This is a genomic window from Microcoleus sp. MON1_C5, from assembly GCF_036701875.1.
Lineage (GTDB): Bacteria > Cyanobacteriota > Cyanobacteriia > Cyanobacteriales > Microcoleaceae > Microcoleus.
On record NZ_JAUBRN010000025.1, the window covers coordinates 49,389 to 72,295 of the forward strand.

Annotated in this window: 19 protein-coding genes; 12 read left to right on the top strand and 7 right to left on the bottom strand. The window is 46.0% G+C overall.

The window, feature by feature from the left end; translation table 11 throughout:
• The first annotated feature begins 30 nt into the window (after positions 1 to 30).
• Both QUA71_RS14330 and QUA71_RS14335 read left to right on the top strand, forming a co-directional pair.
• Positions 31 to 1,761 carry a DUF3084 domain-containing protein gene (locus QUA71_RS14330; protein ID WP_333285857.1) on the top strand — a complete coding sequence of 577 codons (1,731 nt, stop codon included), beginning with the start codon at positions 31 to 33 and terminating at the stop codon, positions 1,759 to 1,761.
• A 273-nt stretch (positions 1,762 to 2,034) separates the two neighbouring features.
• Positions 2,035 to 3,168 (top strand): formylglycine-generating enzyme family protein, encoded by a 1,134-nt coding sequence (locus QUA71_RS14335; protein ID WP_333285859.1) that lies wholly within the window; start codon positions 2,035 to 2,037, stop codon positions 3,166 to 3,168.
• Between the two features lie 81 nt (positions 3,169 to 3,249).
• Here QUA71_RS14335 and QUA71_RS14340 read toward each other — a convergent pair whose 3' ends face one another.
• Positions 3,250 to 3,540 carry a hypothetical protein gene (locus QUA71_RS14340; RefSeq protein WP_333285861.1) on the bottom strand — a complete coding sequence of 97 codons (291 nt, stop codon included), beginning with the start codon at positions 3,538 to 3,540 and terminating at the stop codon, positions 3,250 to 3,252.
• 198 nt (positions 3,541 to 3,738) lie between these two features.
• On the opposite strand from QUA71_RS14340, the gene QUA71_RS14345 reads away from it, so the two are divergent.
• Entirely contained in the window at positions 3,739 to 4,134 is a 396-nt protein-coding gene (locus QUA71_RS14345) for a pre-16S rRNA-processing nuclease YqgF (protein WP_333285863.1), read from the top strand.
• A gap of 133 nt (positions 4,135 to 4,267) precedes the next feature.
• Here the strand turns inward: QUA71_RS14345 and QUA71_RS14350 are convergent, their stop codons facing one another.
• A complete protein-coding gene (locus QUA71_RS14350) occupies positions 4,268 to 4,738 on the bottom strand; it encodes a hypothetical protein (RefSeq protein ID WP_333285865.1) in 471 nt (156 codons plus the stop codon).
• Positions 4,739 to 5,197: 459 nt separating this feature from the next.
• Positions 5,198 to 6,778: a photosystem II high light acclimation radical SAM protein gene (locus QUA71_RS14355; RefSeq protein ID WP_333285867.1), complete on the bottom strand. Its 1,581-nt coding sequence runs from the start codon at positions 6,776 to 6,778 to the stop codon at positions 5,198 to 5,200.
• A gap of 375 nt (positions 6,779 to 7,153) precedes the next feature.
• Here QUA71_RS14355 and QUA71_RS14360 point away from each other — a divergent pair, with 375 nt between their 5' ends.
• Entirely contained in the window at positions 7,154 to 7,543 is a 390-nt protein-coding gene (locus QUA71_RS14360) for a DUF1830 domain-containing protein (protein WP_006634015.1), read from the top strand.
• A 237-nt stretch (positions 7,544 to 7,780) separates the two neighbouring features.
• Positions 7,781 to 8,371, top strand: a complete 591-nt coding sequence (locus QUA71_RS14365) for a hypothetical protein (RefSeq protein WP_333285870.1) — start codon at positions 7,781 to 7,783, stop codon at positions 8,369 to 8,371.
• Positions 8,372 to 8,801: 430 nt separating this feature from the next.
• On the opposite strand, the gene QUA71_RS14370 is transcribed toward QUA71_RS14365, so the two are convergent.
• Positions 8,802 to 9,215: a hypothetical protein gene (locus QUA71_RS14370; protein ID WP_333285871.1), complete on the bottom strand. Its 414-nt coding sequence runs from the start codon at positions 9,213 to 9,215 to the stop codon at positions 8,802 to 8,804.
• Between the two features lie 553 nt (positions 9,216 to 9,768).
• On the opposite strand from QUA71_RS14370, the gene QUA71_RS14375 reads away from it, so the two are divergent.
• The 7 genes from QUA71_RS14375 (at position 9,769) to QUA71_RS14405 (ending at position 16,708) form a co-directional block, all read left to right on the top strand.
• Positions 9,769 to 10,950: a BMP family ABC transporter substrate-binding protein gene (locus tag QUA71_RS14375; RefSeq protein WP_333285873.1), complete on the top strand. Its 1,182-nt coding sequence runs from the start codon at positions 9,769 to 9,771 to the stop codon at positions 10,948 to 10,950.
• 192 nt (positions 10,951 to 11,142) lie between these two features.
• Positions 11,143 to 12,252, top strand: a complete 1,110-nt coding sequence (locus QUA71_RS14380) for an ABC transporter permease (protein ID WP_333285874.1) — start codon at positions 11,143 to 11,145, stop codon at positions 12,250 to 12,252.
• A gap of 45 nt (positions 12,253 to 12,297) precedes the next feature.
• Entirely contained in the window at positions 12,298 to 13,224 is a 927-nt protein-coding gene (locus tag QUA71_RS14385) for an ABC transporter permease (protein ID WP_333285876.1), read from the top strand.
• Positions 13,225 to 13,253: 29 nt separating this feature from the next.
• Positions 13,254 to 13,943 (top strand): biuret amidohydrolase, encoded by a 690-nt coding sequence (gene biuH, locus QUA71_RS14390; protein WP_333285878.1) that lies wholly within the window; start codon positions 13,254 to 13,256, stop codon positions 13,941 to 13,943.
• Positions 13,944 to 14,052: 109 nt separating this feature from the next.
• A complete protein-coding gene (locus QUA71_RS14395; protein WP_333285880.1) occupies positions 14,053 to 15,660 on the top strand; it encodes an ABC transporter ATP-binding protein in 1,608 nt (535 codons plus the stop codon).
• A gap of 17 nt (positions 15,661 to 15,677) precedes the next feature.
• The gene (locus QUA71_RS14400) at positions 15,678 to 16,040 is read left to right on the top strand and encodes a cupin domain-containing protein (protein ID WP_333213802.1); all 363 of its coding nucleotides are present in this window, start codon (positions 15,678 to 15,680) and stop codon (positions 16,038 to 16,040) included.
• Complete coding sequence (locus QUA71_RS14405; protein ID WP_333285882.1) at positions 16,031 to 16,708, top strand: cysteine hydrolase; 678 nt, start codon at positions 16,031 to 16,033, stop codon at positions 16,706 to 16,708. The genes QUA71_RS14400 and QUA71_RS14405 overlap by 10 nt, the downstream gene beginning before the upstream one ends.
• Positions 16,709 to 16,934: 226 nt before the next feature.
• Here the strand turns inward: QUA71_RS14405 and QUA71_RS14410 are convergent, their stop codons facing one another.
• The 3 genes from QUA71_RS14410 to QUA71_RS14420 form a co-directional block, all read right to left on the bottom strand.
• Complete coding sequence (locus tag QUA71_RS14410) at positions 16,935 to 18,020, bottom strand: DUF3474 domain-containing protein (RefSeq protein ID WP_333285884.1); 1,086 nt, start codon at positions 18,018 to 18,020, stop codon at positions 16,935 to 16,937.
• A gap of 740 nt (positions 18,021 to 18,760) precedes the next feature.
• Complete coding sequence (gene purF, locus QUA71_RS14415) at positions 18,761 to 20,227, bottom strand: amidophosphoribosyltransferase (protein ID WP_333285886.1); 1,467 nt, start codon at positions 20,225 to 20,227, stop codon at positions 18,761 to 18,763.
• 868 nt (positions 20,228 to 21,095) lie between these two features.
• Positions 21,096 to 22,850, bottom strand: coding sequence for a bifunctional serine/threonine-protein kinase/formylglycine-generating enzyme family protein (locus tag QUA71_RS14420; protein ID WP_333285888.1), 1,755 nt, complete (start codon positions 22,848 to 22,850; stop codon positions 21,096 to 21,098).
• Positions 22,851 to 22,907 lie beyond the last annotated feature (57 nt).

Here is a 22,907-nt window from a genome sequence, read left to right on the forward strand (position 1 = left end):
AAAATCCAAAATCCAAAATCTAAAATCGGAATGACTGCTGGATACATCCTGGTATTTGTAATGTTAGTGTTGGGGGGTGTGATCGCCACTGTCAGCGATCGCCTTGGGACGAAAGTCGGCAAGGCAAGGTTGAGCTTGTTCAAACTTCGCCCCCGCGATACTGCTGTTGTTGTGACAGTGATGGCCGGCAGCATCCTGTCAGCAATTACTCTGGCCATTTTGTTTGCTACTAGCAAGCCGCTGCGAACAGGAGTTTTTAGAATAGACGAGATTCAAAAAAGGCTCAACAACGCCCGCAGAGAAATCAACCAGGCCACTCAAGAAAAAAATCGAGTTGAAAGTGAATTAGCTCAAGCCAGAGCCGCTCAAGCGCAAGCTAGAGCCAATTTAGAGCAAATTAATCAATCGCTCCAAGCAGCTAATGCTGAGCAAGCTCGGACGCAAACAAAATTAAACTCGCTGCGGGCCCAGCTCAACAGCGTGCAAGCAGCCAAGTCTAAAACTGAACAGCAGTTAAGTCAGGTAGAAGCGGCTAAATCTAAGACAGAAGAACAGCTCAGCAGCGTGGAAGCAGCTAAATCCCGCACCGAAGAACAATTGAAACTGGTTGAAACGATCCGATCGACTACACAAGCTCAGCTCGATCGCACCGAGAACCAATTGAAAACAGTTTCTGCTCAAAAAACGACTTTAGGATCGGAAATCGCCCAACTCCAAGAGGAACGCCAACAGTTAATCGAGCAGCGAGAGCAGGTAAAAACTCAAATTGCCCAGCGCGATCGAGAAATTGCCAAGCGAGACGCAGAAATTGCCCAGCGGGACAAGGAAATTGCCCAGCGAGAGGGAGAAATTGTTAAGCGAGACGCAGCAATTGTCGATCGCAACGAACTAATTGCCCAGCGAGACAAGGAAATTGCCCAGCGGGTGCAAAATCTGGCCGATCGCGATCGAACTATTGTCGAGCGCGACAAAGTAATTGCCGAGAGGGAAGCACTCTTAGAAACCTTGGCACAGCAACAAGCTCAACTCGAACAGCAACAAACTGTCTTGCAGCAGCAAGTGCAAGTTTTGGAACGCGACTTTCAGGCAATCCGCGAGGGTACAGTTGCCATCAGGCGCGGTCAAATTTTAGCTGCTGGCGTCGTTCGCATTATCGAAGCCGGTATGGCGAGCCGCGCGATCGATCGGCTTTTGCAAGAAGCAAATAAAACCACCGTCGGACTGATGCAGCCGGAAAATAGGAAGGTTAGAGACCAGGTTATTCAAATTACTAAAGCAGAAATCGATCAACTAATTAGTCAGGTTAAAGACGGTCAAGACTACGTGGTGCGAATTGTCGCCGGCGCTAATTACCTGCGGGAAGAAAAGGTAATTAAGGTATTTGCAGAAGCAGAAATCAATCGAGTGGTTTTCCGCGCTGGAGATGTGATTGCAGGGGTTGCTGTCGATCCGGTGACTTTGACCGACGAACAGGTGCGGCAGCAGTTGCTGCAATTGATAGAAGCTTGTCAATTTCGCGCTCGCCTGATCGGTGTTGTCGGCGGTAGAGTCCAAGTTGCCGACAGTCAGATTGAAACTTTAGCTGGTTTTATCGAGCAGTTGCAGCAGTACGAGAAACCGCTGGACGTTCAGGCGATCGCAGCAGATGTCACTTACATCGCCGGCCCGCTTAAAATAGATTTAGTGGCTCTTGAAAACGGAGCCGTTGTTTTCCGCACCGGACAACAACCACCGGGCGGAGGAGATTTGAAAGTTAAATAATAAGTGCGATCAATATATCGAATTTGAGCAAAAATTGTGCGCGATCGAAGCACAATTTTGCTTGACTTTTTCGCGCCCTTGACATATTATTAAATAATCGGAATCCGTGCCGCCATATATTATATAGCAACCTCCACATCAGGCGCGGACATAAATAACCTCATAAATAGAGCCAATACCGGTCAAGCATAAATGGTTCGATTCCGGTACTATGCAATCATCAACTGCCAACTGCCAACTGTCAACTGTTAAAATGCAGGAGCGTGCGGTGTAATGTCAGACAATCAAAATGAACCCAGAGAATACGATGCCGTCCGTGGCGGTCAAAATTCAATTCCTGTCAATGCTGCGGTACTCGGAGGCATTCCTGGTGTTAAAAGCCGCCTAGCCTCACCCATTGTCGAAGTGAGAATCGCCGCCCTCTCCGAAGCACTCAAATATGGAGAAGCAGGCTTAGATGTGATAATGCAAGCCTTGCGCGAGGAATCAATGCAGGTGAAATTTGCTGCCTATTCACTCCTGAAAGATAGAGATGATTTAAAGATAAAACCGCAGTTTCAAGACTATCTCCCTACATTTGAATTTGATGTCATCACAGTGGATGCTGAAGGAAAAGAAAACAGTCGTAGAAAGTCTTTTGCTCATTACTTCCCGGAAGACTTAGGTAATGGAGTTGTGCTCGAAATGGTTTACATTCCCGGAGGCACATTTATGATGGGTTCGCCAGAAACAGAGCAAGGTAGAAAAGATAAGGAAAGTCCGCAGCATCAAGTAACAGTACCAGCTTTTTATGCAGGAAAATACCCCCTCACCCAAGCACAGTACCAAGCAGTTATGGGAAATAATCGATCGGAATTTAGAGGTGAAAAACTTCCTGTAGAAACCGTAAGCTGGAATCAGGCTGTAGAATTATGCCGGAAACTTTCTGAAAAAACAGGCAAGATTTATCGCTTACTTTCGGAAGCAGAATGGGAATATGCTTGTCGCGCCGGAACTATAACACCTTTCTATTTTGGCGAGACAATTACCACGGATTTAGTTAATTATAACGGTTATCAACCCTATGGTGCAGCGCCCGAGGGACTTGTTCGCAGACAAACAATGGATGTAGGGAGTTTTGGCCCGAATGCCTTTGGACTTTATGATATGCACGGTCAGGTCGGCGAATGGTGCAGCGATAAGGTGCACATTAACTATGACGGCGCACCGATTGACGGAAGTTCTTGGGAAACTGGAACAAGTAGTGGCCGAGTGCTGCGTGGAGGTTCGTGGAGGATCGGTGCGGTCAATTGCCGTGCTGCCTTCCGCAGCTTCTTCCCTGCGCGCTACTCGGGCCTCTTGGGCCCGTGCAGGGGTTTTCGTGTAGCGGTTGCTTTGGCTGTCCCTTCCTCCCTGTCTTATCTGTGAGGACTCTTCTTGACTCTTTAGCCCTTTTCCCTTTTTCCTCTTTACCCTCTTGCGCGCGCTTTAATTTTTTTTTGGGGGAACTCATCTTTGCACCCGATTCAAAATAGTAGGGTGCGTCGCCATCTGCAATTTGCAAATCAAATCGACAATTTCATAGCGACGCACCGCCTGCACAGGGGTGAGAGAAACCGGGTTTTTGCGCGGGGAGTCAAAGAAACCGGGTTTTTTCGATAAATTAAAACGGGAAAGCAAAGATTGTGGCAAAAACCCGGTTTCTGATTGCTGCGGGGGGTCAAAGAAACCGGGTTTTTTCGATAAATTAAAACGGGAAGTAAAGATTATGGCAAAAACTTGGTTTCTGATTTTAGGCATTATATTGCCGCGCGGATTCCCATGATGATATAATAGGTCAATCCGGCAAAAAAGTCAAGCAAAATAAGTACGATCGCCCGCAAAAATGTTGAGACATTCAAGAATGCAAGTATCAGATGATATCTAGGTTGGCGATGGGTTTCCTCGGCCACAACAGCGCAACTACAAACTTATTAACTCAGAACTAATAAATATAATATGATTTTAGGTTTCGATCCAGGTAAAGACAAATGCGGCATAGCTGTAATGGGTAGAGATAAGAAGGTCTGCTACCATCAAGTTGTGCTGTCGGAAGCAGCGATATCTACTATTCAATCTTTGTGCCAACAGTTTCCCATTGAGTTATTAGTGATGGGAGATCAAACCACTTCTAAGAGTTGGAAACAAAAACTGACGCAGAGTTTGTCGCCGGAGATCGAAATTGTTCGGGTTGACGAGAGGTTCAGCAGTTTGGAAGCCAAAGAACGCTACTGGGAAATGTACCCTCCGACGGGACTTTCTCGCTTGATTCCCCAGGGGATGCGGACTCCGCCGCGGCCGGTAGATGATATAGTGGCGATCGTCCTAATTCAGAGGTATTTAAACAAAAGTTAGTCAATTTTATAAGCGTTACCACTAATTATTTTTGATTATTAAGGAATCAATATCTTTGGGCAGCTATTGAATTTTTAACTTAAATAAAATACACCCTAAATTTAGTGAATTTATCATTAAATAACAGTTAGTGTTACTTGATGACAGCTTCGGTCAAGATTACCTTGCCATTCTGCCGGACTTGCAGGCGTTCCGGGTTAATCGAATAGATAATATTGCCGTTAGTCGCTTCATAAGTTCCGTCGTCACCTGTCCTTACTTGCATGACATTGATTTGGCTGCCATTTATTTTGCTGAGGCCGCGGTAAAAAATTTCGCCTTCCTGGGTTTTGCAAATGTATATAGAAAAGTTGGGCGTTGCGAAAAATTGCACCATTTGGGCCCTCGGACATCCCTCAACTTGAGCAATTTGCAGCGGTTGATTATTGCCCAAAGTGTTGGGTGCGATCGCCCGAACTTTGGCAATCGGTTGATTTAGTGGAGTTGCTTTTGCTGAGGCTGTCAAAAAGCCGTGAAGCGAAGCTATCCCGAAGGGAATCGCACTAATGCCTGCTATAACTAGACCTACTCCTTTAATGCCCTTAACTCTATCTTTATAAAACATCTTGTCACTCCTGGTTTTAACTATATAATTACATCTTAAGCGATCTTTGCTGGATATTAATAATATTTAATATCAGAGGTGAAAGGTGCAGAAACACGCTACACTGTCGGTTTAAGTAAGGTGCGAGCTGTGCACCCTACACCAGTGAAAATACATAAGTATGTCAATGCGATCGAAGGAAAGCAATCTCTTGCATTTAGGACATTTTTAAGATTTTATGACTTGTTCGCGCCGATCTGAGAAACCGGGTTTCTTCATATATTTCTCGTTACTAAACCTTTGATTTTCCTAGAAACCGGGTTTCTCGCCTCCCATGCGATCGCGAACTGACTCAGTTACAGGGTAATGTTTATTTGCGGTTAGCTATTTAGTGAATAATAAAAAGGGAAACAGAAGATACATTTTTTCTCCCATTTCCCATTTTTTAAATAACCGTCGTCCTGACTGCCAACCTGCTAATTAATTAACTGCTGCCAACTGTTTGCCTTTGATTTCCACAGGCGCGGTTAATGCCTCTTCCAAATCCGCACAGCCGAGTTTTTCCTCCAAAATAGCCATCACTTCGCGGCCGAAATCATTGGAATTACGCTGCCAAGCTTCTAAACAAATTTGCCCGAAAAACGAACCCAAAGGCTCGGGATTCCACAGCAACTTGCGCGCTGTCCAAGGCATCAAACTCATGGGATCGTAACCAGGTTGCAGAATCTCCTGTTTAAAGGCGTATTCTTCCAAAATTGTGTGCGGCTGCAACCCGATAAAGAAAATCGCTGGTTCCACTTTATCGGCTCCGAAAATTCGCTCTAATTCTCGGTGATAAGCAATAGTTTGCCGGATAGTTTCAAAGGTTTCGTCAATGACGTTAAACGAGTAATTAACTGAAACCACATCGTTGTAACCTGCTGCTTTTAAATCGCGACAATTTTCCAAAACTACTCGCAAGTTGTAGCCCATCCGCATTTTGCGAACCAGTTCCTGGGAACCGCTGGTGATGCCGATTTCAAAGTAATTCATCCCCGTTTTTACCATCAAATCGCACAATTCTGGTGTGAGATTGTCCGCACGGATGTAAGCGGCCCAGTGTATGTCGTCCATGCCGGCGGCGATGATTTTTTGCAATAATTCAACTGCATCGTCGATGAATTTGCGTGCTGGGATAAATTGAGCGTCGGTAAACCAGAAATTGCGGATACCTCGATCGTACAATTGCCGAATCTCCGCCACCACCTCATCCGCCGGATTGATCCGCACTTGTTTCCCTTCAATCACCGTATAAATGCAGTAACAGCAATTATGAGGACAGCCGCGCTTGGTTTGCACTCCCACATAGAAGTCCATATCCTGTAGATAATAGGAAAATTCCGGCCAAATGGTTTCGATGTAGTTATAATCGCAGGCAGTTTTCTCGATGTTGGCTGGCTTTTCGTGAATTAGCTTCGCGCGCGGCACGGTTTCTCCCACCACATAACACCTTTCCTCGGCCAAATCTTCGCCCTTAATCAACTTCTCCAGCAAAGCTTCGCCTTCCCCCACCGAAACCACAGTTCCCGCCGGCAAACTGCGGCCCAACTGCTCGTAAAACACGCTCACAGCACCGCCTCCGACCACTGCACGAGCTTCGGGGCGGTATTTCCGGGCCCGCTTCAATCCGCGCTTAATCAGTCCCAAATTGCGCCAGAGTTCGGTGTAGTAAGACGCTGCTAAACGCAGTCCTCCGAGTGCTCCCCGGAACTTGATCAGCGGATTTTTGGCGTAGTAAAACTCGAAGGCATTTTGCAGCGGGTTGCCGCCCCTGCCGCCCACGGGCGCGTAAATTTGAATGTCCCGCCAAGAGAAAACCAGCAGAGTCGGCTTAAACTCGTCTATGCTGGCATCTAAAGCTTTAGCGAAATCCAGGGGGGGTACGGCACCTAAATCAAAAATGCGCTGTTCGACATCGGGAAACAGCTTGTGTACGTGATCCGAAAGATACACAACTCCAATCGGGAAAATAGGATTGCAAGGGAGGCGAACGTACAGGACTCGGTTTTCTCGGTTTTCCATGATTGCCATATCCTAAAGTGGAACTTTTTCAGCTATGTTAATATTCTTTTAATATAACTTTACAATCTATCTAATTTTCGCAATTTGACATTAAATATTCTTAAATTTTTCTATTGGGATTAAGGCCGAGCTTGTTGGTGTCGATCGGCGACAGCAGCAGAAAAAAGCTAATTTATAAGTCAATACAGCGTATTTTGACTGAAAATCCCAGCGGGGAGTCAAAAAGCCGATATTTATCCGGTTATATTTTAAGTTAGGTACGATCGGTCTCTAATCTGTGAGGGAGTTGGTAGTCGGCTTTACAGTAGGCTGGGATCGCCTAGTGTTAGCCTGAGAAGATAACTAAAACTTTTAGGCAAGGCTCCCTCAGCAGTTATGGCTCAAATTCTTGACCCCGTACCCTCAGACGCCGACAGCAAGATTCTGTGCTGCTACGTCAACGCCACCAGTCAAATTCAGATTGCTCGCATCGCCAACATTCCTAACTGGTACTTTGAACGAGTGGTGTTTCCCGGACAGCGCTTAGTGTTTGAAGCGATGCCGGCCGCAGCATTGGAAATTCACACCGGGATGATGGCCAGTGCAATTTTGTCGGATAAAATTCCTTGCGATCGCTTGCAGATTAACGAAGGCCCCTATTCAAACGTCAATCCTAGCAGATCGCCAGAGGCAGTTCAGGGCGATCGAGCAGTAATGGTCGGCCGCCCCAAATCCCGAGAAATCTCAGAACCTTTGACTGTCCCGGCACTAACCGCCGTCGATTAATCGCAGTTGTGAGTTTTGAGTTATAAATTGTCAGTTAATTGATAACTCCGCGCTCAAAATTCCAACTTCTGCAAAGCGGTAAAAACTCAACAGTTAAGAATCAAAGTTTCTGAAATGAATTTTAGATCAAGACTCACAACTGCAAATATTGTCCGGTTTTTCGTATTTCCCTGAGTTTTGTTGGCGGGCCCGAAAGCTGTGCAAAAATATCATTAAACAGCTTCTCGAATTTCAGCCATGTCAGCACAGCCGATCGCCTCTTCCCCATCTTCTGCCCCAGTATTTGAGCCGGCGATATTCCGGCTTTCTCCCCTGATTAGAATCACGCTGTTGAGCTTGTACGCAGCCCTGACAATTCCATTGCCGTTTTTGTCGGAAGTAACTAAAGCACCCGTTCCCCCCGCCGCACTCTGGGCAGCAATTGTTGTCGGGGCTGTGGGCCTGTACGGCGTGCTCAGTGAAAGGGTAATTTTGAGCGAGGAAGGGATTGAAGTCACGTATCCTAACTGGTTCCCGCGTTTTTTTCGCAAGGGTTGGTCGCTACCTTGGACTGAGGTAAAAGCTCTCAAACCTCGATCGACCGGTCAAGGAGGTTTAGTTTACTATTTTTTGAGTCATTCGGGTGAAGGTTATTTGCTACCAATGCGAGTGGCTGGATTTGCTAAATTAGTCGGTTTGGTGGAAGCAAAAACAGGTATTGATACTAGAGATGTCCGCCCTTTGTCGCAGCCTTGGATGTATCTTATTTTGCTGGGATGTACGCTGCTGTTGCTGTTGGTGGATGCGTGGACTATTGTCACGGCGATCGGGCTTAAAGGCAATCTGTAATATTATGTCCGGTAGAATAACCGTTATCAAGTTTGTACTGAGGACTTCAGTCCTCATAAAACTTACTTGGAGTTAAGTCCTCACTAAGCTGTACTGCATTTAGTTTTTACCTTTGGGGCGGGCTAGAAAGCCACCCCAAAAGAGTTCCCATAAAAATACAGCATATTCCATGAGTTGCTTGGCATTTTTAATTCTATTAAATTTATTGAGACTGGGATATTGGGCGTTCCCAATATGCAGGTTAAATGTGAAAGATGGGGGTGACGAAGAGGTTTATAAAGTAGACTCACTAAGAGTTGCAGCCCGTATTTCCTGTAGGTAAAAGCGACGTTTAGTGGGAGTTAATTTCAGTAAATGCTCACCTTCGTTGCTTTCAGACCCTAAGTAAACTCGATATCATCAGTAAAACATTCTTGTTTGTTGATGCCTTCTACCTCTGTAGTAGTGGCTTTCTCGTACAGGTTATCCACCGCATCGCGCTCCGCAAATACTCTAGGGACAATCCATCCTCAATGGCGTAGAAAGTGCGCTCCGGTTCGATCGCCCTGATGGCAGAATCCTCTCCCGCTGATGTCATGATGCTGCTAAAACCCCCTTCGTCTAAGGAGACGACGGCCACACCGAGAGTTGGGAACACCGCTCCCCCTGCTCCTTCACATTGGCTGAACTCTAGGGCCGAGTCGGGGAAATCGGCAGCATTTGCCAGTCCCGTGATGCCAGCTTGGTCACTTAGGAGGGCTAACCCTTCTGTCACCGCATCTTCGCGGAAAGTAATAATGTAACGCCCTGTTGCTCGATCGGCTTGGGCAGTTTCTGGGATGGGAAAACTAGGTTGTTCACACATAAAATACCTCTTATTGACTGTTATTAGAAATCAATAACAGTTTTTCGGATTTTGTAACATCGATTTTTGTTGTTTTTGATTCAGCCTCGACTTATTTTTACGTGGCGTCCAAGACTGAAAAGCTAGTGACGTGCTAGAACTCAAAAACAATTTTTGTTTGTGGTGAACATTATTGTTTAATTTTGTTTATAGCGAACTTTTTGGGCGAGAATTTGGCTAATATTATTAAGTTTTTATAAAAAAACTTACTACTAAAAGTAATTGGGATAAGATAAACGTCATTGATTTTTAGGTTCTTCGACTTTCCTAAGATAACATTTCAACCAAAAACTAATTTTATCTAAGAATTAGTTTGGGTTCACCCTGTATTTTTTACATTAAATTCAAGATGTGATTTGAATGTGAATATTTATTGGCGCATTTAATCTCATTGTTGAATAGCTAGACTAAAAGCTGAGAAATTTAGCGTGAAGATCGAGCAATTACCAGCAAGTATAAGCGTTAAAGCTTAGCTAGGAATTCTTCTTAAAGACTTTTAGTGAGAACATAGAGAATGAGTACCAAAAAGTCATTGTTTATACCTCGGCGTCAAGTAATTCGTGGGATTTTATCTACTACAGCGTTTGCAGTCACATCGCGCCTTTGGACTGGATGTAGTCCTGCTAAAGAGGTTCAAGCAAACTCGGCTGCAAAAGATAAGCCAATTGTGATGGGATTTATTTATGTGGGTCCCAAAGATGACTACGGCTACAATCAAGCCCAAGCTGAAGGGAACGCTGGGGTTTCTAAATTAGCTTGGGTAAAAACTGTAGAGGAAGCAAATGTTCCTGAAACTACATCGGTACAAGAAACCATGAGGAACATGATCGAACAAGATGGGGCAACAGTTCTGTTCCCTACCTCCTTCGGGTACTTTGACCCCCATATTCTGAAACTGGCAAAGGATTACCCGGAGGTACAATTCTTTCACTGCGGTGGACTTTATCAGGAAGGTAAGCATCCAAATAACGTTGGCAGCTATTTTGGCTACATTGATGAGGGTGAGTACGTAGCAGGCATTGTTGCTGCCCACGCTTCCAAAACCGGAAAATTAGGATTTATTGCTGCTAAACCCATACCGCAAGTATTACGCAATATCAATAGCTTTACATTAGGGGCACGTAGCATTAAGCCAGAAGTTACAACTCAGGTGATTTTTACAGGAGATTGGTCTTTGCCTGTTAAAGAAGCTGATGCTGCAAATAGTATGGCTGACCAGGGTGTTGATGTAATTACCTGTCACGTAGATAGCCCCAAAGTGGTGATGGAAACGGCAGAGAAACGAGGCATTTTCTGTACTGGCTACCATGCAAGTCAAGCCCAACTTGCGCCCAAAGGATATTTAACAGGTGCCGAGTGGGACTGGACGAATGTCTATTCTAAGTATGCTGAAATGCTTCAAGCTGGCAAGACGCTGATGAACGGAGGCATTCCCCATTTAGTACGCGGTGGCTTGAAGGATGGCTTTTTGAAGCTATCGCCCTACGGCAGCACTGTAACGGCTGAAGCGAAAAAGGATGCAGAGGCTGCTAAGAGTAAGTTTCTTGATGGCAGCATGGTGATTTATAAGGGGGAAATAAAAGATAACACCGGGAAAGTTGTGATTGCTGGAGGTAAGGATTACAAGCAGCAAGACGCAGAACTAGAAAAGATGAATTGGCTGGCATCAGGCGTCATCGGCAAAGTTACGAGTTAATTAGCTGATGTGCATTCAACATTGTATAGCGGACAACTTAAACGCTGATTAGCTTAGTAGGGGCGCGCAGGTTTGCCCCTACATACCCCTTCCTTTCGCTAAGAAAGTATTTCACGCCCGTGGGCAACTGCTATACAAGCAAGTTTTTAATTCAACACTCATCATTTTCTTAGTAATTCATCTTTTATCCTGATGATGATTAACCGTCAAAACTGGCGTACAACTTTGGAAGCGGTTTGTATCCCGATCGCCGCCATCCTCTTCTCATTGGTATTGTTTGGAATTTTTTGTGCGGCGGCTGGATCTAATCCCTTTGCTGTCTATGCCTCAATCTACAAAGCAGCGTTTGGCAGTTGGCATTCATTCCAAAACACCCTGATCAGGGCTGCACCGTTGATGTTGAGTTCTCTGTGTACGGCTCTACCTGCCCGTTTAGGGTTGATGATTATCGGCAACGAAGGCGCTTTAGTAGTTGGGGGTCTGGGGGCTGTTGCCGGTGGACTGGCTTTATCTTCTGCACCGCCGACGTTAGTTCAAATTGCAATGGCGCTGGCAGGAATTGTCTGTGGAGGTCTATGGATTGGTGCAGTGGGAGCTTTGCGCTATTACCGGGCAGTGAATGAGACAATTAGCAGCTTGTTGTTGAACTATATTGCGATCGCCCTGCTCAATCATTTAGTCGGCGGCGTGATGCGTGACCCCAGCAGTCTCAATAAAATTTCTAGTTACCCGATTCCTGATGTGAATATGTTAGGGAATATTCCAGGAACCCGCGTTCACTACGGTCTAATTTATGGGTTGGTTGCTTGTGCGATCGCCTACTTCCTGATCCAGCGTACTACCTTTGGCTTTGCAGCTAGAACAGCAGGAGGTAACATCCGCGCTGCTCGAATTGCCGGACTTCCTGTCGGCAAGTTGACAATGGCAATCTGTTTCTTAGCTGGCTCTTGTGCGGGTTTAGCAGGCATGGTGGAAGTCGCAGCCGTGCATGGTCGAGCTAACGAATCACTTAATGCTAACTATGGCTACAGCGGTATCTTAGTCGCATTCATTGCTCGACACAACCCTCTTGCTGCGACTATTGTGGCAATTCTGCTTGGCGGCATTCTTGCTAGTGGTGGCATCTTGCAACGGGCACATGGACTGCCCGATGCAACCGTTTTAGTGTTCCAAGGGTTGGTCTTTTTGGTAGTTCTGTATAGCGAATCGCTCTACGGACGTTTGCCATTTTTCAAACAACGGTCAACCGATAGCCCTCAGCAGCCACCTTCTAGCGAGCAGCCATCAGTAGCCACTGTCTAACTAAGCAATACGTTAAGCCAAAATCTCACATCGGAGGAATCCACAATGGCAGCAGAAGTATTAGGTTGGTGGGGAGTACCTTTGGGTATCTTGGCAGGAACTTTACGGGGTAGCGCTCCGTTTCTGTTCGTCAGTTTGGGCGAATGCCTGACTGAAAAAAGCGGCAAGATTAATTTGGGGTTAGAAGGGACACTGTTAACGGGTGCGATGAGTGCCTATGCTATTTCTTATCAGACTGGATCGCCTTGGTTAGGTGTTTTAGCCGCTGGTCTAGCTGGCATGGTACTAGGTTTAATCCACGCTTGGCTGTGCGTGCAACCAAAAGTAAATGACATTGCCGTAGGCATCGCCATGATTATTTTTGGTAGCGGCATTGCTTTCTTTTTTGGCAAACCTTTTATTCAACCAAGTGCCCCCCAGTTGCCTAGTTTCCCTCTGGGTGCTTGGAGTCATCTGCCTCCTGTGCAATCAGCGCTACAAATTTGTCCCCTATTTTTGTTAGGTGTAGCGATCGCCCCTTTAATGCAGTGGTTTTTTAAATCAACTCGCTGGGGGTTATTTATTCGTGCAGTTGGGGATAGTCCCGATGCTGCCAAAGCAATGGGAATCTCCATTAATAAAGTTCGGATGCTCTGCATTATTGCAGGCAGTTTCTTAGCTGGAATTGGTGGTGCTTATTTATCTCTTTACTATCCCGGTAGTTGGACAGAACGCATCTCTAGTGGTCAAGGACTCATGGCGGTAGCGCTGGTAATTTTCGCTCGTTGGAACCCAGTTCAGTGCTTATACGCCTCGTTGCTGTTTGGGGGAGCACAGGCGATCGGGCCTGCTTTGCAATCAGTAGGAGTGGATTCCTATTACTACTTATTTAATGCCTCGCCCTACATCCTGACGCTGGCGATCATGATTATTACTTGTTCACCTAAACGAACTTTGACAGGCGCGCCTGGATCTTTAGGAACTAGCACGTAAAACAGGAATTTATCGCAAGGAAGATAAACATGGGACGTTTTGTAGAAGCTGAACCATATCCTTATCCTTACAATGGCGATTTGCGCCCAGAAAATACGGTGCTGCTGATAATTGATATGCAAATTGATTTCTGCGGCATTGGTGGATATGTTGATAAGATGGGCTACGACTTGTCACTGACTCGCGCTCCTATTGAGCCAATCAAGCGAGTCTTAGAAGTCGCACGGGCGAAGCACTTCCATATCATGCACACCCGCGAAGGACACCGCCCCGATTTAGCAGATTTACCAGAAAACAAGCAGTGGCGATCGCGTCAAATTAACGCCGGAATTGGCGATCCTGGACCCTGCGGCAGAATTCTAGTTCGAGGTGAAGCAGGGTGGGAAATTATTCCAGAACTCGCGCCTTTGCCTGGAGAAGCGGTGATTGACAAGCCGGGGAAAGGTTCTTTTTATGCTACGGATCTAGATCTGTTACTGAAACGCAAAGGCATTCAAAACATTGTCTTGGCTGGCATTACCACCGATGTCTGCGTGCATACCACAATGCGAGATGCAAACGATCGCGGTTATGAATGTTTGCTTTTATCTGACTGTACGGGCGCAACAGATTATGGCAACCATTTGGCGGCACTTAAGATGATCCAGATGCAGGGAGGGGTGTTTGGAACCGTTGCTGATTCAGAAGCATTTATCAAAGCTTTAAGTGTTGAAGTGTGAGGAAACAAAAAGTAAATAGTTCAAGCATTGAAATGAATCCCGCCATCTAAGTAAAGAATCAAATCTCATAAATATCCGATAAACTGACAACTTTACAGGAGATAAAAACATGACAGAAGTGAAAGACTCTCTCGCAAAAAACTCAGCACTAAATACTCACAATTATTTAGACACTCAAAACTCAAACTTCACAACTCAAAACTTTCTTCAACCACCAGAACTAGAGGTGGTTAACATGACTAAGCGGTTTGGCATGATGACTGCCCTTGATAACTTCTCGATGACGCTAAAACCAGGGACGTTTCATGCTTTGCTGGGCGAGAACGGAGCAGGCAAAAGTACCCTTGTTAAATGTGTGATGGGTTTCTATACTCCTACTTCAGGCAAAGTGTTGATTGATGGACAGGAAAGTGCGATCGCAAGTCCTCGCGATGCTCATAAGTATGGCATTGGCATGGTTTACCAGCACTTCACTTCTGTGCCTGCCATGACGGTAGCCGAAAATCTGGTTTTGTCCCGCTTTGATAGCCCCAATTTGATTAATTGGAAAGCCGAGTATGAGCGGTTAAAGGCTTTTATGAAAACTGCTCCTTTCCGAGTTCCTCTAGATACCCCGGTGTTTCAATTAGCTGCGGGGGAAAAACAAAAGCTAGAAATTCTTAAACAGATATATCTTCAGAGTCGGATTTTGATTCTGGACGAACCCACTTCGGTGCTTACTCCGCAGGAAGCCGATGAGGTTTTAGGTTTACTTCGCGCAGAAGTTACTGCCGGAAGATTAAGCGTCTTAATTATCAGCCACAAATTCCGGGAAGTGATGGCGTTTTGCGATAGCATCACGGTGCTGCGTAAAGGGAAGTTTGCAGGTCAGGGTTTGGTAAAGGATCTGACTGTCTCGGATATGTCTGAAATGATGATGGGTGAAAGGCGCGAACCGAAACCAGTTGAAAAGACAGCCCCCCCAACGACTATTCCTGTCCTTGAAGTTAAAGACCTTCATGCCAATAAAGACAACGGTCTGGAGGTATTGACAGGAGTAAACCTCACAGTTTACAGCGGCGAAATTGTTGGGATTGCAGGTATCTCAGGCAATGGTCAGCGGGAATTGGTGGAGGTGTTGGCAGGTCAGCGTTCTGCTACAGGTGGAGATGTGCTGGTTAATGGCGAAGTTTATACGGCAACACGAGCCGAGATGTTTAAACATCAGGTCTTCGCACTACCAGAAGAACCCCTTCATAATGCTTGTGTGCCACACATGAGTGTGGCAGAAAATTTAGCCCTGCGGACGTTTGACCGCCCTCCTCAAGCTAAAGCAAGTATCTTACTCATCCTCAAAGAAATTAGGCAGGCGGCTAAGAGCTTAATTAATACTTTCAAAATTAAAACGCCTTCGCCAGATACGCCTATCGGTAATCTGTCGGGGGGAAATGTACAGCGCACAGTGCTAGCGCGGGAACTCTCCGCCGAGCATATTAAGTTACTAATTGCCGCGAATCCTTGCTTTGGTCTTGATTTTGCTGCTGTGGAGTACATTCACGGTCAGATTATTGAGGCTCGCAACCGAGGAGTAGCTGTGTTGCTGGTGAGCGAAGATTTAGATGAACTGCTGAAATTGTCCGATCGGGTTTTGGTAATCAGTGGCGGGAATTTTACTTATGAAAGTGCGATCGCAGATGCAGATTTTGCTCAGATTGGTAAGAGCATGGCAGGACATTAATCAATTTGGGAATATTTATGACTGAATTACTGAAGCAAACTTTGCTCCTTAAGGATTTACCTAATATCGCGACGTGGCAGAATGAGTTGGCTTGGCAACCATTTCGTGATGGGGTGGAAATCTACCGACTTTATGGTGATAACGAAAGTGGATCGGCTGCTGCTCTACTGCGGTATGAGCCGGGAGCGAGTGTCCCAATGCACACCCATACTGGTTTTGAACATATTTATGTACTAACTGGATCGCAAACTGACCAGAATGGCGAACACCAAGCCGGAACCTTTGTCATTAACCCCCCTAACAGTAACCACAGTGTTGTCAGCCAAGCTGGCTGCATAGTCCTAGTAATTTGGGAAAAACCTATATCAATATGGTCTTAATATGTGCCCAACCTTATGATTATGAACTGCCCGTCTCTGGCGGTGTGGCTTTGGTTATCATCGATATGCAGCGAGATTTTTTGGAGCTTGGGGGATTTGGTGAAGCTTTAGGCAATGATGTCAGCCAACTACAGGCGATCGTACCAACGGTAAAGCAGTTGTTAGAGGTATTTCGCGAGCGTCATCTCCCGATTGTTCACACTATTGAAGGTCATCAACCTGACCTTTCTGATTGTCCTTTATCTAAGCAAAAGCGGGGTCAAAGTCAACTAAAAATTGGCGATCGAGGCCCAATGGGACGAATTTTAATTTTGGGTGAACCTGGCAATTCAATTATCTCAGAATTGACACCTAAGCCTGATGAAATAGTAATTAATAAACCAGGTAAGGGCGCTTTTTATCACACTAATTTGGAATTAATACTTCGTGAAAAAGGGATTACTCACCTAATTTTTACGGGAGTCACGACTGAGGTTTGCGTTCAAACAACTATGCGTGAGGCTAACGATCGGGGGTTTGAATGTTTACTCGTTGAGGATGCTACAGCTAGCTACTTTCCACAGTTTAAACAGAGTGCGATCGATATGATTCGCGCCCAAGGGGGTATTATTGGTTGGACTGCAAAGGCTGAAGTAGTAATACAAGCTTTGGAAAAATCGCAGCCTTAAATTTAAAAACTGTCGGCTATCCCGGATGTTTGGGGTAAAAAGCAGTGGCTGATACATTTTTTCCTAACAAGCTTTCCGGCCTGTTCCACAAAGAAGAGACCTCTGGGTTTGGGGCGGCTTGTCACCCCTCCTGATGTGGAACATCTTATTATCAAACACGCGCAAAACAGAAAAACCCGGTTTCTTTAAGAAGCCGAGTTTTTACGTATTCTATTGTTTATTTAAACTACTTAACTTCAGCAGATCGCCGACTGTTAGGTGATTCGTAGTAAACTCCAGAACCTGTATCGGAGACAAAATGACAATCCCAGTAAGAGCGAATAAAGCTCTTCCAAATTGGCTCGGTTGACTTGCGGTAATAATCGCCCAACACTGGCTTGATGGCTTCCGTTGCTTCCTTCAAGTGATAGTGCGGCATTGTCGAGAAAATGTGGTGGGCTACGTGGGTGCCAATATCGTGATGGATGGAATTAATGATTCCGTAGTCGCGATCGATCGTAGACAATGCACCTTTCAAGAAAGACCAATCTTTACCGCGATACCAAGGAATATCGGCTTCTGTGTGGTGCAGGAATGTTACCAAATCCAGCCACATCACGAACACTACATAGGGAACCAAGTAGAACTTGAGTAAAAACAGCCAACCAAACTGATAGGTTAGGGCGCCTAAAAAGGCTACCATCAGTACCAAGGATGCGGAACTCGTCAACACATCCCATTTTTCGGACGGACGGAAAATCGAGCTACCGGGCATGAAGTGAGAACCTTCCCGATCGGGCGATCGCCGAAATAGATAAATCGGGTAGGCAAATAACATCAAATAAAAGCGTCCCAGCTTTTCGTACCAAGGCATTTGATTGTATTTGCTCTCCGATACCGGATACCAGCTTTCATCGTTATCTAAGCTGCCTGTATTTGCGTGGTGGGTTCTGTGACTAATCCGCCAACCGTGGAAGGGCACGAGAATTGGAGCGTGGGAGAGGTGTCCGATCAGGTTGTTGAGCCATTTGCTCTTAGAAAATGAACCGTGTCCGCAGTCGTGGCCCACTACAAACAATGCCCAAAACATGGTTCCCTGCATCAACCAAAAGATTGGGTAAAACAGCCAGGAATCGACGGTGTAGGCGATCGCATACAAACCGGCGATGATGCCAATATCTAAAAAGAAATAAGCCAGAGATTTCCATGCCGAGGGCTCAAAACAGTGGGCTGGAATGGCTGCCTTGATATCTTGAAGAGTAAAAGGTAACTCTGTTGTACGAGAGGACGAGTCTTGATTGCTCGGGGGATTGAGAACAGTATTTGATTGCACGAAGTTTCCGATTTAAGCTGACTTGAGAAACCGCATTCCGCCTTCTTTCAACAGTCAATCGATTTTAGATTTTAGATTTTAGATTTTAGATTCACTCCACAGATGAATCTGGGGGCTTAAACTAAGATCTAAATTTTTTGGCTCTCCCGAACAGGAGTCGGGGGGTTGTATCCCTATGCAGGTGAGGTCACTTTCAAACTGCAAGGAGCCATATTTTTACTCTGCAAGGGTTCCTAAAGTTCTTTAGTTCGCATCAACAGCCCGTCCGCGATTCTCAAGCAAGTTGGCTTGTGGAATACTGGTGTGGGAAAAATTAGTGCGATCGACCCTGTTATCTGAAAAAATCTCATGTGCCCGTTGTTGGTGCGAAATGCGACTTCCATCTGAGAGTGGACATCTGGAGGAACTACCTCCAGCCTGCAGGTAGCATACAGCGTTTCGAGCAGCAATTGTGAACGAGAGTGTAGGAAAACACCATCGGTTTTAGATTGGCGATTTTAGATTGAAGGACAGATCTCAAATCTCAAATCTGCAATCTCCAATCTAAAATCCCAGTGTTGGGTTTCACACAAGTTCTACCCAACCGACTGTTCACTACTGTTCACAAATTCTGCAAGAACTGCTAAAGCTAAGTTAATGTAACATTTCTACACACATTCTGGCAATGACTTACCAGAAAAACTTGAAAATCCATAAATTGGGGAAAGTGACGGGCGATCGCTTTCTCTATTTTGGATTTTCTAGGTTCCAGCTTTTTCTAATATGAGCTTAGACCGTTTTACCACTTCTGGAACGTCGATCGGATAATCACCGGTGAAACAGGCCGAACAAAAACTCAGCGGGTCTTCATTAGTTGCCCTCAGCATTCCATCCCAACTCAAGAAAGCCAAAGAATCAACCCCAATTTGGGCGCCGATTTCTGCGACTGACTTAGTAGCAGCAATCAACTGATCTTGATTGTCGGTGTCGATCCCGTAGAAACAAGGATGAGTCACCGGCGGCGAGGATATTCTCATGTGAACTGCGGTCGCGCCCGCATCCCGCAAGGCTTTGACTATTTTGCGGCTGGTAGTGCCGCGCACGATCGAATCGTCGATAATAATTACTCGCTTCCCTTCCAACACATCTTTGAGAGGGTTGAGTTTCATGCGGATTCCTGACTCCCGCATTGTCTGAGTCGGTTGAATAAAAGTGCGCCCGACGTAGCGGTTTTTAATTAATCCTTCGGCGTAAGGAATGCCGGAAGCTTGAGAAAAGCCGATCGCCGCCGGGATTCCAGAATCGGGAACGCCGATGACTATATCCGCATCAGCCGGAGATTCTGCTGCCAACAAACGCCCGATCCGCAGCCGGTAGCTGTACAAACTTTCACCTTCCATCTGGCTGTCGGGTCGAGCAAAATAGATCATTTCAAAGATACAAAGTTTGCGCTTCTGCTGCTGACTCCAGTGGAAGGAAGCCATACCTTCCTCTGTAATCCAAACTAATTCCCCCGGTTCTACGTCCCGCAAAAATTCAGCACCGATAATATCCAAGCCACAAGTTTCCGATGCTAAAACGTATCGTACCGGAGTTGTGGGGAGGATGCCAATTACCAGCGGTCGGACGCCGTGGGGGTCGCGGACTCCCATCACGCCTTGGGGGGTGGCGATCGTCAAACTAAAGGCTCCTTGGCACATACCAAAGGCACTGATCGCTGCTTCGAGCCAGTCTTTGCCCTTGTCTACCTCGGAACCGATCGCCACTGCGATCGCCTCTGAATCTGTCGTGCTGACAAATTCGCACTTCCGAGACAGCAATTCTTCCCGCAATTCTTTGGTATTGACAAGATTTCCGTTATGTGCTAACGCGAGACTTCCCAAACGGGTTTGGACGACAACAGGTTGAGCGTTGACAACCCGCGACGAGCCCGTAGTAGAGTAGCGAGTGTGGCCTACGGCTAAGTTACCGGGCAAGTGACCTAAACTCGATTCGTTAAAGACTTGGGAAACCAGTCCCATATCTTTGTGAAGGTGGACTTTTTCACCTTCAAAGGTGGCAATTCCTGCTGATTCCTGACCGCGGTGCTGCAAAGCATACAAACCGAAGTAGGTCAACTTGGCGACATCTTCACCCGGTGCGTAGATACCGAAAACGCCACAAGCTTCCTCGGGCTTGTCGGGTTTGTTAGAATGCTCGTCAGCCGCGAAGGAATGGTTGGGAATCATAGATGGGTGGGTTCCTAATGGGGAAGGTGGGTTAGGGGGACAGTTTCAGCGGGAAATCTTGTTTGCGAAAGCGTCGCATAACTTAACATTCCCTTAATCTTGCCACGGATCTGTCATTATTTCCAAGTCGTGTAGCATTTCAGACAGAAGCGATGCGGCGTTTAATGGCATTGTAGTATCGATCGCCCCCTGATCCTATATTAACCTTGATTAATTGTGGGCGGTCGGGCGATCGATGGGGCGCGATCGATGGGGCGCGCTCTGGCGCTCGATTGGGCGATTAAAAGAGATTGTTGGCGAATATCGCGGAGGGTGTTACCCCTCACATCTGGAATGCAGCATTTGGGTTCGCTATTGGTAGTTAATAGCTATATGGTTAATTAATTACTTACTCCTGCTCCACTATTTTTAGGGGTGAGGGGTGAAACCATTTTTTAAGGCACCTACAGTCTATTGAAATCGCTTAAGAGTCAAACTCTCGTCCCAGCAGAGGGGGACTAAGAAATAGGCGATCGTGCAAGGGAAAATCAATTATAAAATTGCTTCACTGGCTTTTTGAAATATTAGAATTTAAGCGCGATCGAGCTTGACTTATTCATAAAATTGACCTACTATATCATCATGGGAATCTGTGCGGCCATGTAAAGTCTATTTTGGCGCGGCCAGTTATGGCAATAGCACGGAGCAGATAAGTTTTTCAGTTTAATTTGTAGGGTAGGTCGCTGTGAAATTGTCGCTCGAACTTGCAGATTGTTTCAGGCGACGGATCTTACAAATTTGTGGTGCGTCACTGTGAAATTGTCGATCGAACTTGCAGATTGTTTCGGGCGACGCACCCTACGGCTTCAACCCGCGCACCACGCGGAAACTAGGACGAGGAAGAAACCGAAGCTACCGCCACGCGAAAACCGAGGTGCCTGCTGCGATGGACCGCCCCCGCCCAATGCCTGCCACGATAGGCACTACGGCAATAGACCGTATTGCAGTTCCAGCCACCACCACGCAGCACTCGGTTATTATCTGTTCCAGTTTCCCAAGAACTTCCGTCAGTCGGCGCGCCACTATAATTATCGTGCCATTTATCGCTGCACCATTCCCAAACAGTCCCGTGCATATCATACAAACCAAACGGATTCGGCCCAAAACTCCCCACATCCGTTGTTTGTTTGCGGTAAAGTCCCTTCGGCGCAGAACCGTAGGGATGATTGCCATCATAATTAACTAAATCCGGGGTAATTGTCTCGCCAAAATAGAAAGGCGTTGTAGTTCCGGCGCGACAAGCATATTCCCATTCGGCTTCCGAAGGTAAGCGATAAATCTTGCCGGTTTTTTGAGAAATTTTCTGGCAGAATTCCAGAGCATTATTCCAGCTTACTTGTTCTACAGGACGTTTCAAACCTTTGATATGAGAAGGGTTATTCCCCATCACTACTTCCCACTGTTCTTGAGTAATGGGATATTTACCCATAAAAAAAGGAGAGATATTAACAGTACGCTGCGGCCCTTCATTGTTACTTCGCCTTGCTTCCGTATAGGGAGAACCCATCACGAAACGGCCACCAGGAATTGCTACCATGTCTAAGATTGCACCACCGCCTAAATTTTCACTAATAAATTGTGCTTGACGGCGTTGACGGCTAGTTATATTACCCCGCACATCAACTGTCACCACTTCAAAGTCAAACCTTTGTAAAGTCTGCGCCGGAGTTGGTGTCGGTGCGGGAGTTGGTCTTGACTGACGTTGAAAATCTATTAAAACTTCCTCGGCTGATTGATAGCGCTGCTGAATATCTTTTGCCAACAACTTAGATAAAATCACTTCCAATCCCTTTTCTATGGGGCTTTTCAAATGTTGCTGCCAATTGGCCGTCCAACTATAACCTTGATCCACCCACAAATCAAAAGGATATAGCCCTGTCAGTAGATGAAAAGCAGTCGCCCCCCAGCTAAACAAATCGCTGGCTGGATAAGCTTCACCCCCTTTCATTTGTTCAATGGGTACATAACCATCCGAACCAATTCGCGTTCCCAGTCTCGACATCACTGTTCCCGACAACTGTTTGGAAACTCCGAAATCAATCAACATTAACAAACCGTCGCTGCGACGGCGCATAATATTCTCAGGCTTGATATCTCGGTGAATAATTTTTTGTTCGTGAATAAACTTGAGAACAGGTAGAAGTTCTAGTAATAGTTGCTTAACTTGGCTTTCTTGCCAAATTCCCTGATTTTGGAAAAGCGTCAACAAATTATCCCCATCAACAAACTGTTGTACGAGATACAAATATTTGTTGTCTTCAAAGTAGGCGTCTAGTGATGGAATTTGGGGATGTTGTCCTAGCTGTTGCAGTTGTCTGGCTTCTTGCTGAAATAATTCTACCGCTTTGTTAATCGCCCAAGTTCCCTGGACATCTGGTGCTAATTGTTTAACGACACAGCGTTGATTTAGTCGATCAATATCTTCTGCTAAATAAGTTCTGCCGAAGCCACCTTGACCGAGGAATTTGATCATGCGGAAACGATTTCGCAGGAGGGGTACGAGTTCCAGGCCGCAACTGATGCAATATCTTTGTCCGTCAGGGTTGTCAGGCTTTTCGCAGTCGGGATTGATACAGCAAATCATTTGTTTTAGGAATGATATTGTTTATATTGTATAGTGTGCAAGAACCCCGACTTCTGT

Excerpts from the sequence above, each read along its gene's own strand:
- QUA71_RS14350 (WP_333285865.1), bottom strand. The coding sequence starts at position 4,738 with ATGTTTTATAAAGATAGAGTTAAGGGCATTAAAGGAGTAGGTCTAGTT.
- QUA71_RS14345 (WP_333285863.1), top strand. The coding sequence starts at position 3,739 with ATGATTTTAGGTTTCGATCCAGGTAAAGACAAATGCGGCATAGCTGTA.
- QUA71_RS14370 (WP_333285871.1), bottom strand. The coding sequence starts at position 9,215 with ATGTGTGAACAACCTAGTTTTCCCATCCCAGAAACTGCCCAAGCCGAT.
- QUA71_RS14395 (WP_333285880.1), top strand. The coding sequence starts at position 14,053 with ATGACAGAAGTGAAAGACTCTCTCGCAAAAAACTCAGCACTAAATACT.
- biuH (WP_333285878.1), top strand. The coding sequence starts at position 13,254 with ATGGGACGTTTTGTAGAAGCTGAACCATATCCTTATCCTTACAATGGC.
- QUA71_RS14420 (WP_333285888.1), bottom strand. The coding sequence starts at position 22,850 with ATGATTTGCTGTATCAATCCCGACTGCGAAAAGCCTGACAACCCTGAC.
- QUA71_RS14365 (WP_333285870.1), top strand. The coding sequence starts at position 7,781 with ATGTCAGCACAGCCGATCGCCTCTTCCCCATCTTCTGCCCCAGTATTT.
- QUA71_RS14380 (WP_333285874.1), top strand. The coding sequence starts at position 11,143 with ATGATGATTAACCGTCAAAACTGGCGTACAACTTTGGAAGCGGTTTGT.
- QUA71_RS14335 (WP_333285859.1), top strand. The coding sequence starts at position 2,035 with ATGTCAGACAATCAAAATGAACCCAGAGAATACGATGCCGTCCGTGGC.
- QUA71_RS14340 (WP_333285861.1), bottom strand. The coding sequence starts at position 3,540 with ATGCCTAAAATCAGAAACCAAGTTTTTGCCATAATCTTTACTTCCCGT.
- QUA71_RS14400 (WP_333213802.1), top strand. The coding sequence starts at position 15,678 with ATGACTGAATTACTGAAGCAAACTTTGCTCCTTAAGGATTTACCTAAT.
- QUA71_RS14405 (WP_333285882.1), top strand. The coding sequence starts at position 16,031 with ATGGTCTTAATATGTGCCCAACCTTATGATTATGAACTGCCCGTCTCT.
- QUA71_RS14375 (WP_333285873.1), top strand. The coding sequence starts at position 9,769 with ATGAGTACCAAAAAGTCATTGTTTATACCTCGGCGTCAAGTAATTCGT.
- QUA71_RS14385 (WP_333285876.1), top strand. The coding sequence starts at position 12,298 with ATGGCAGCAGAAGTATTAGGTTGGTGGGGAGTACCTTTGGGTATCTTG.
- QUA71_RS14330 (WP_333285857.1), top strand. The coding sequence starts at position 31 with ATGACTGCTGGATACATCCTGGTATTTGTAATGTTAGTGTTGGGGGGT.
- QUA71_RS14360 (WP_006634015.1), top strand. The coding sequence starts at position 7,154 with ATGGCTCAAATTCTTGACCCCGTACCCTCAGACGCCGACAGCAAGATT.
- QUA71_RS14355 (WP_333285867.1), bottom strand. The coding sequence starts at position 6,778 with ATGGAAAACCGAGAAAACCGAGTCCTGTACGTTCGCCTCCCTTGCAAT.
- purF (WP_333285886.1), bottom strand. The coding sequence starts at position 20,227 with ATGATTCCCAACCATTCCTTCGCGGCTGACGAGCATTCTAACAAACCC.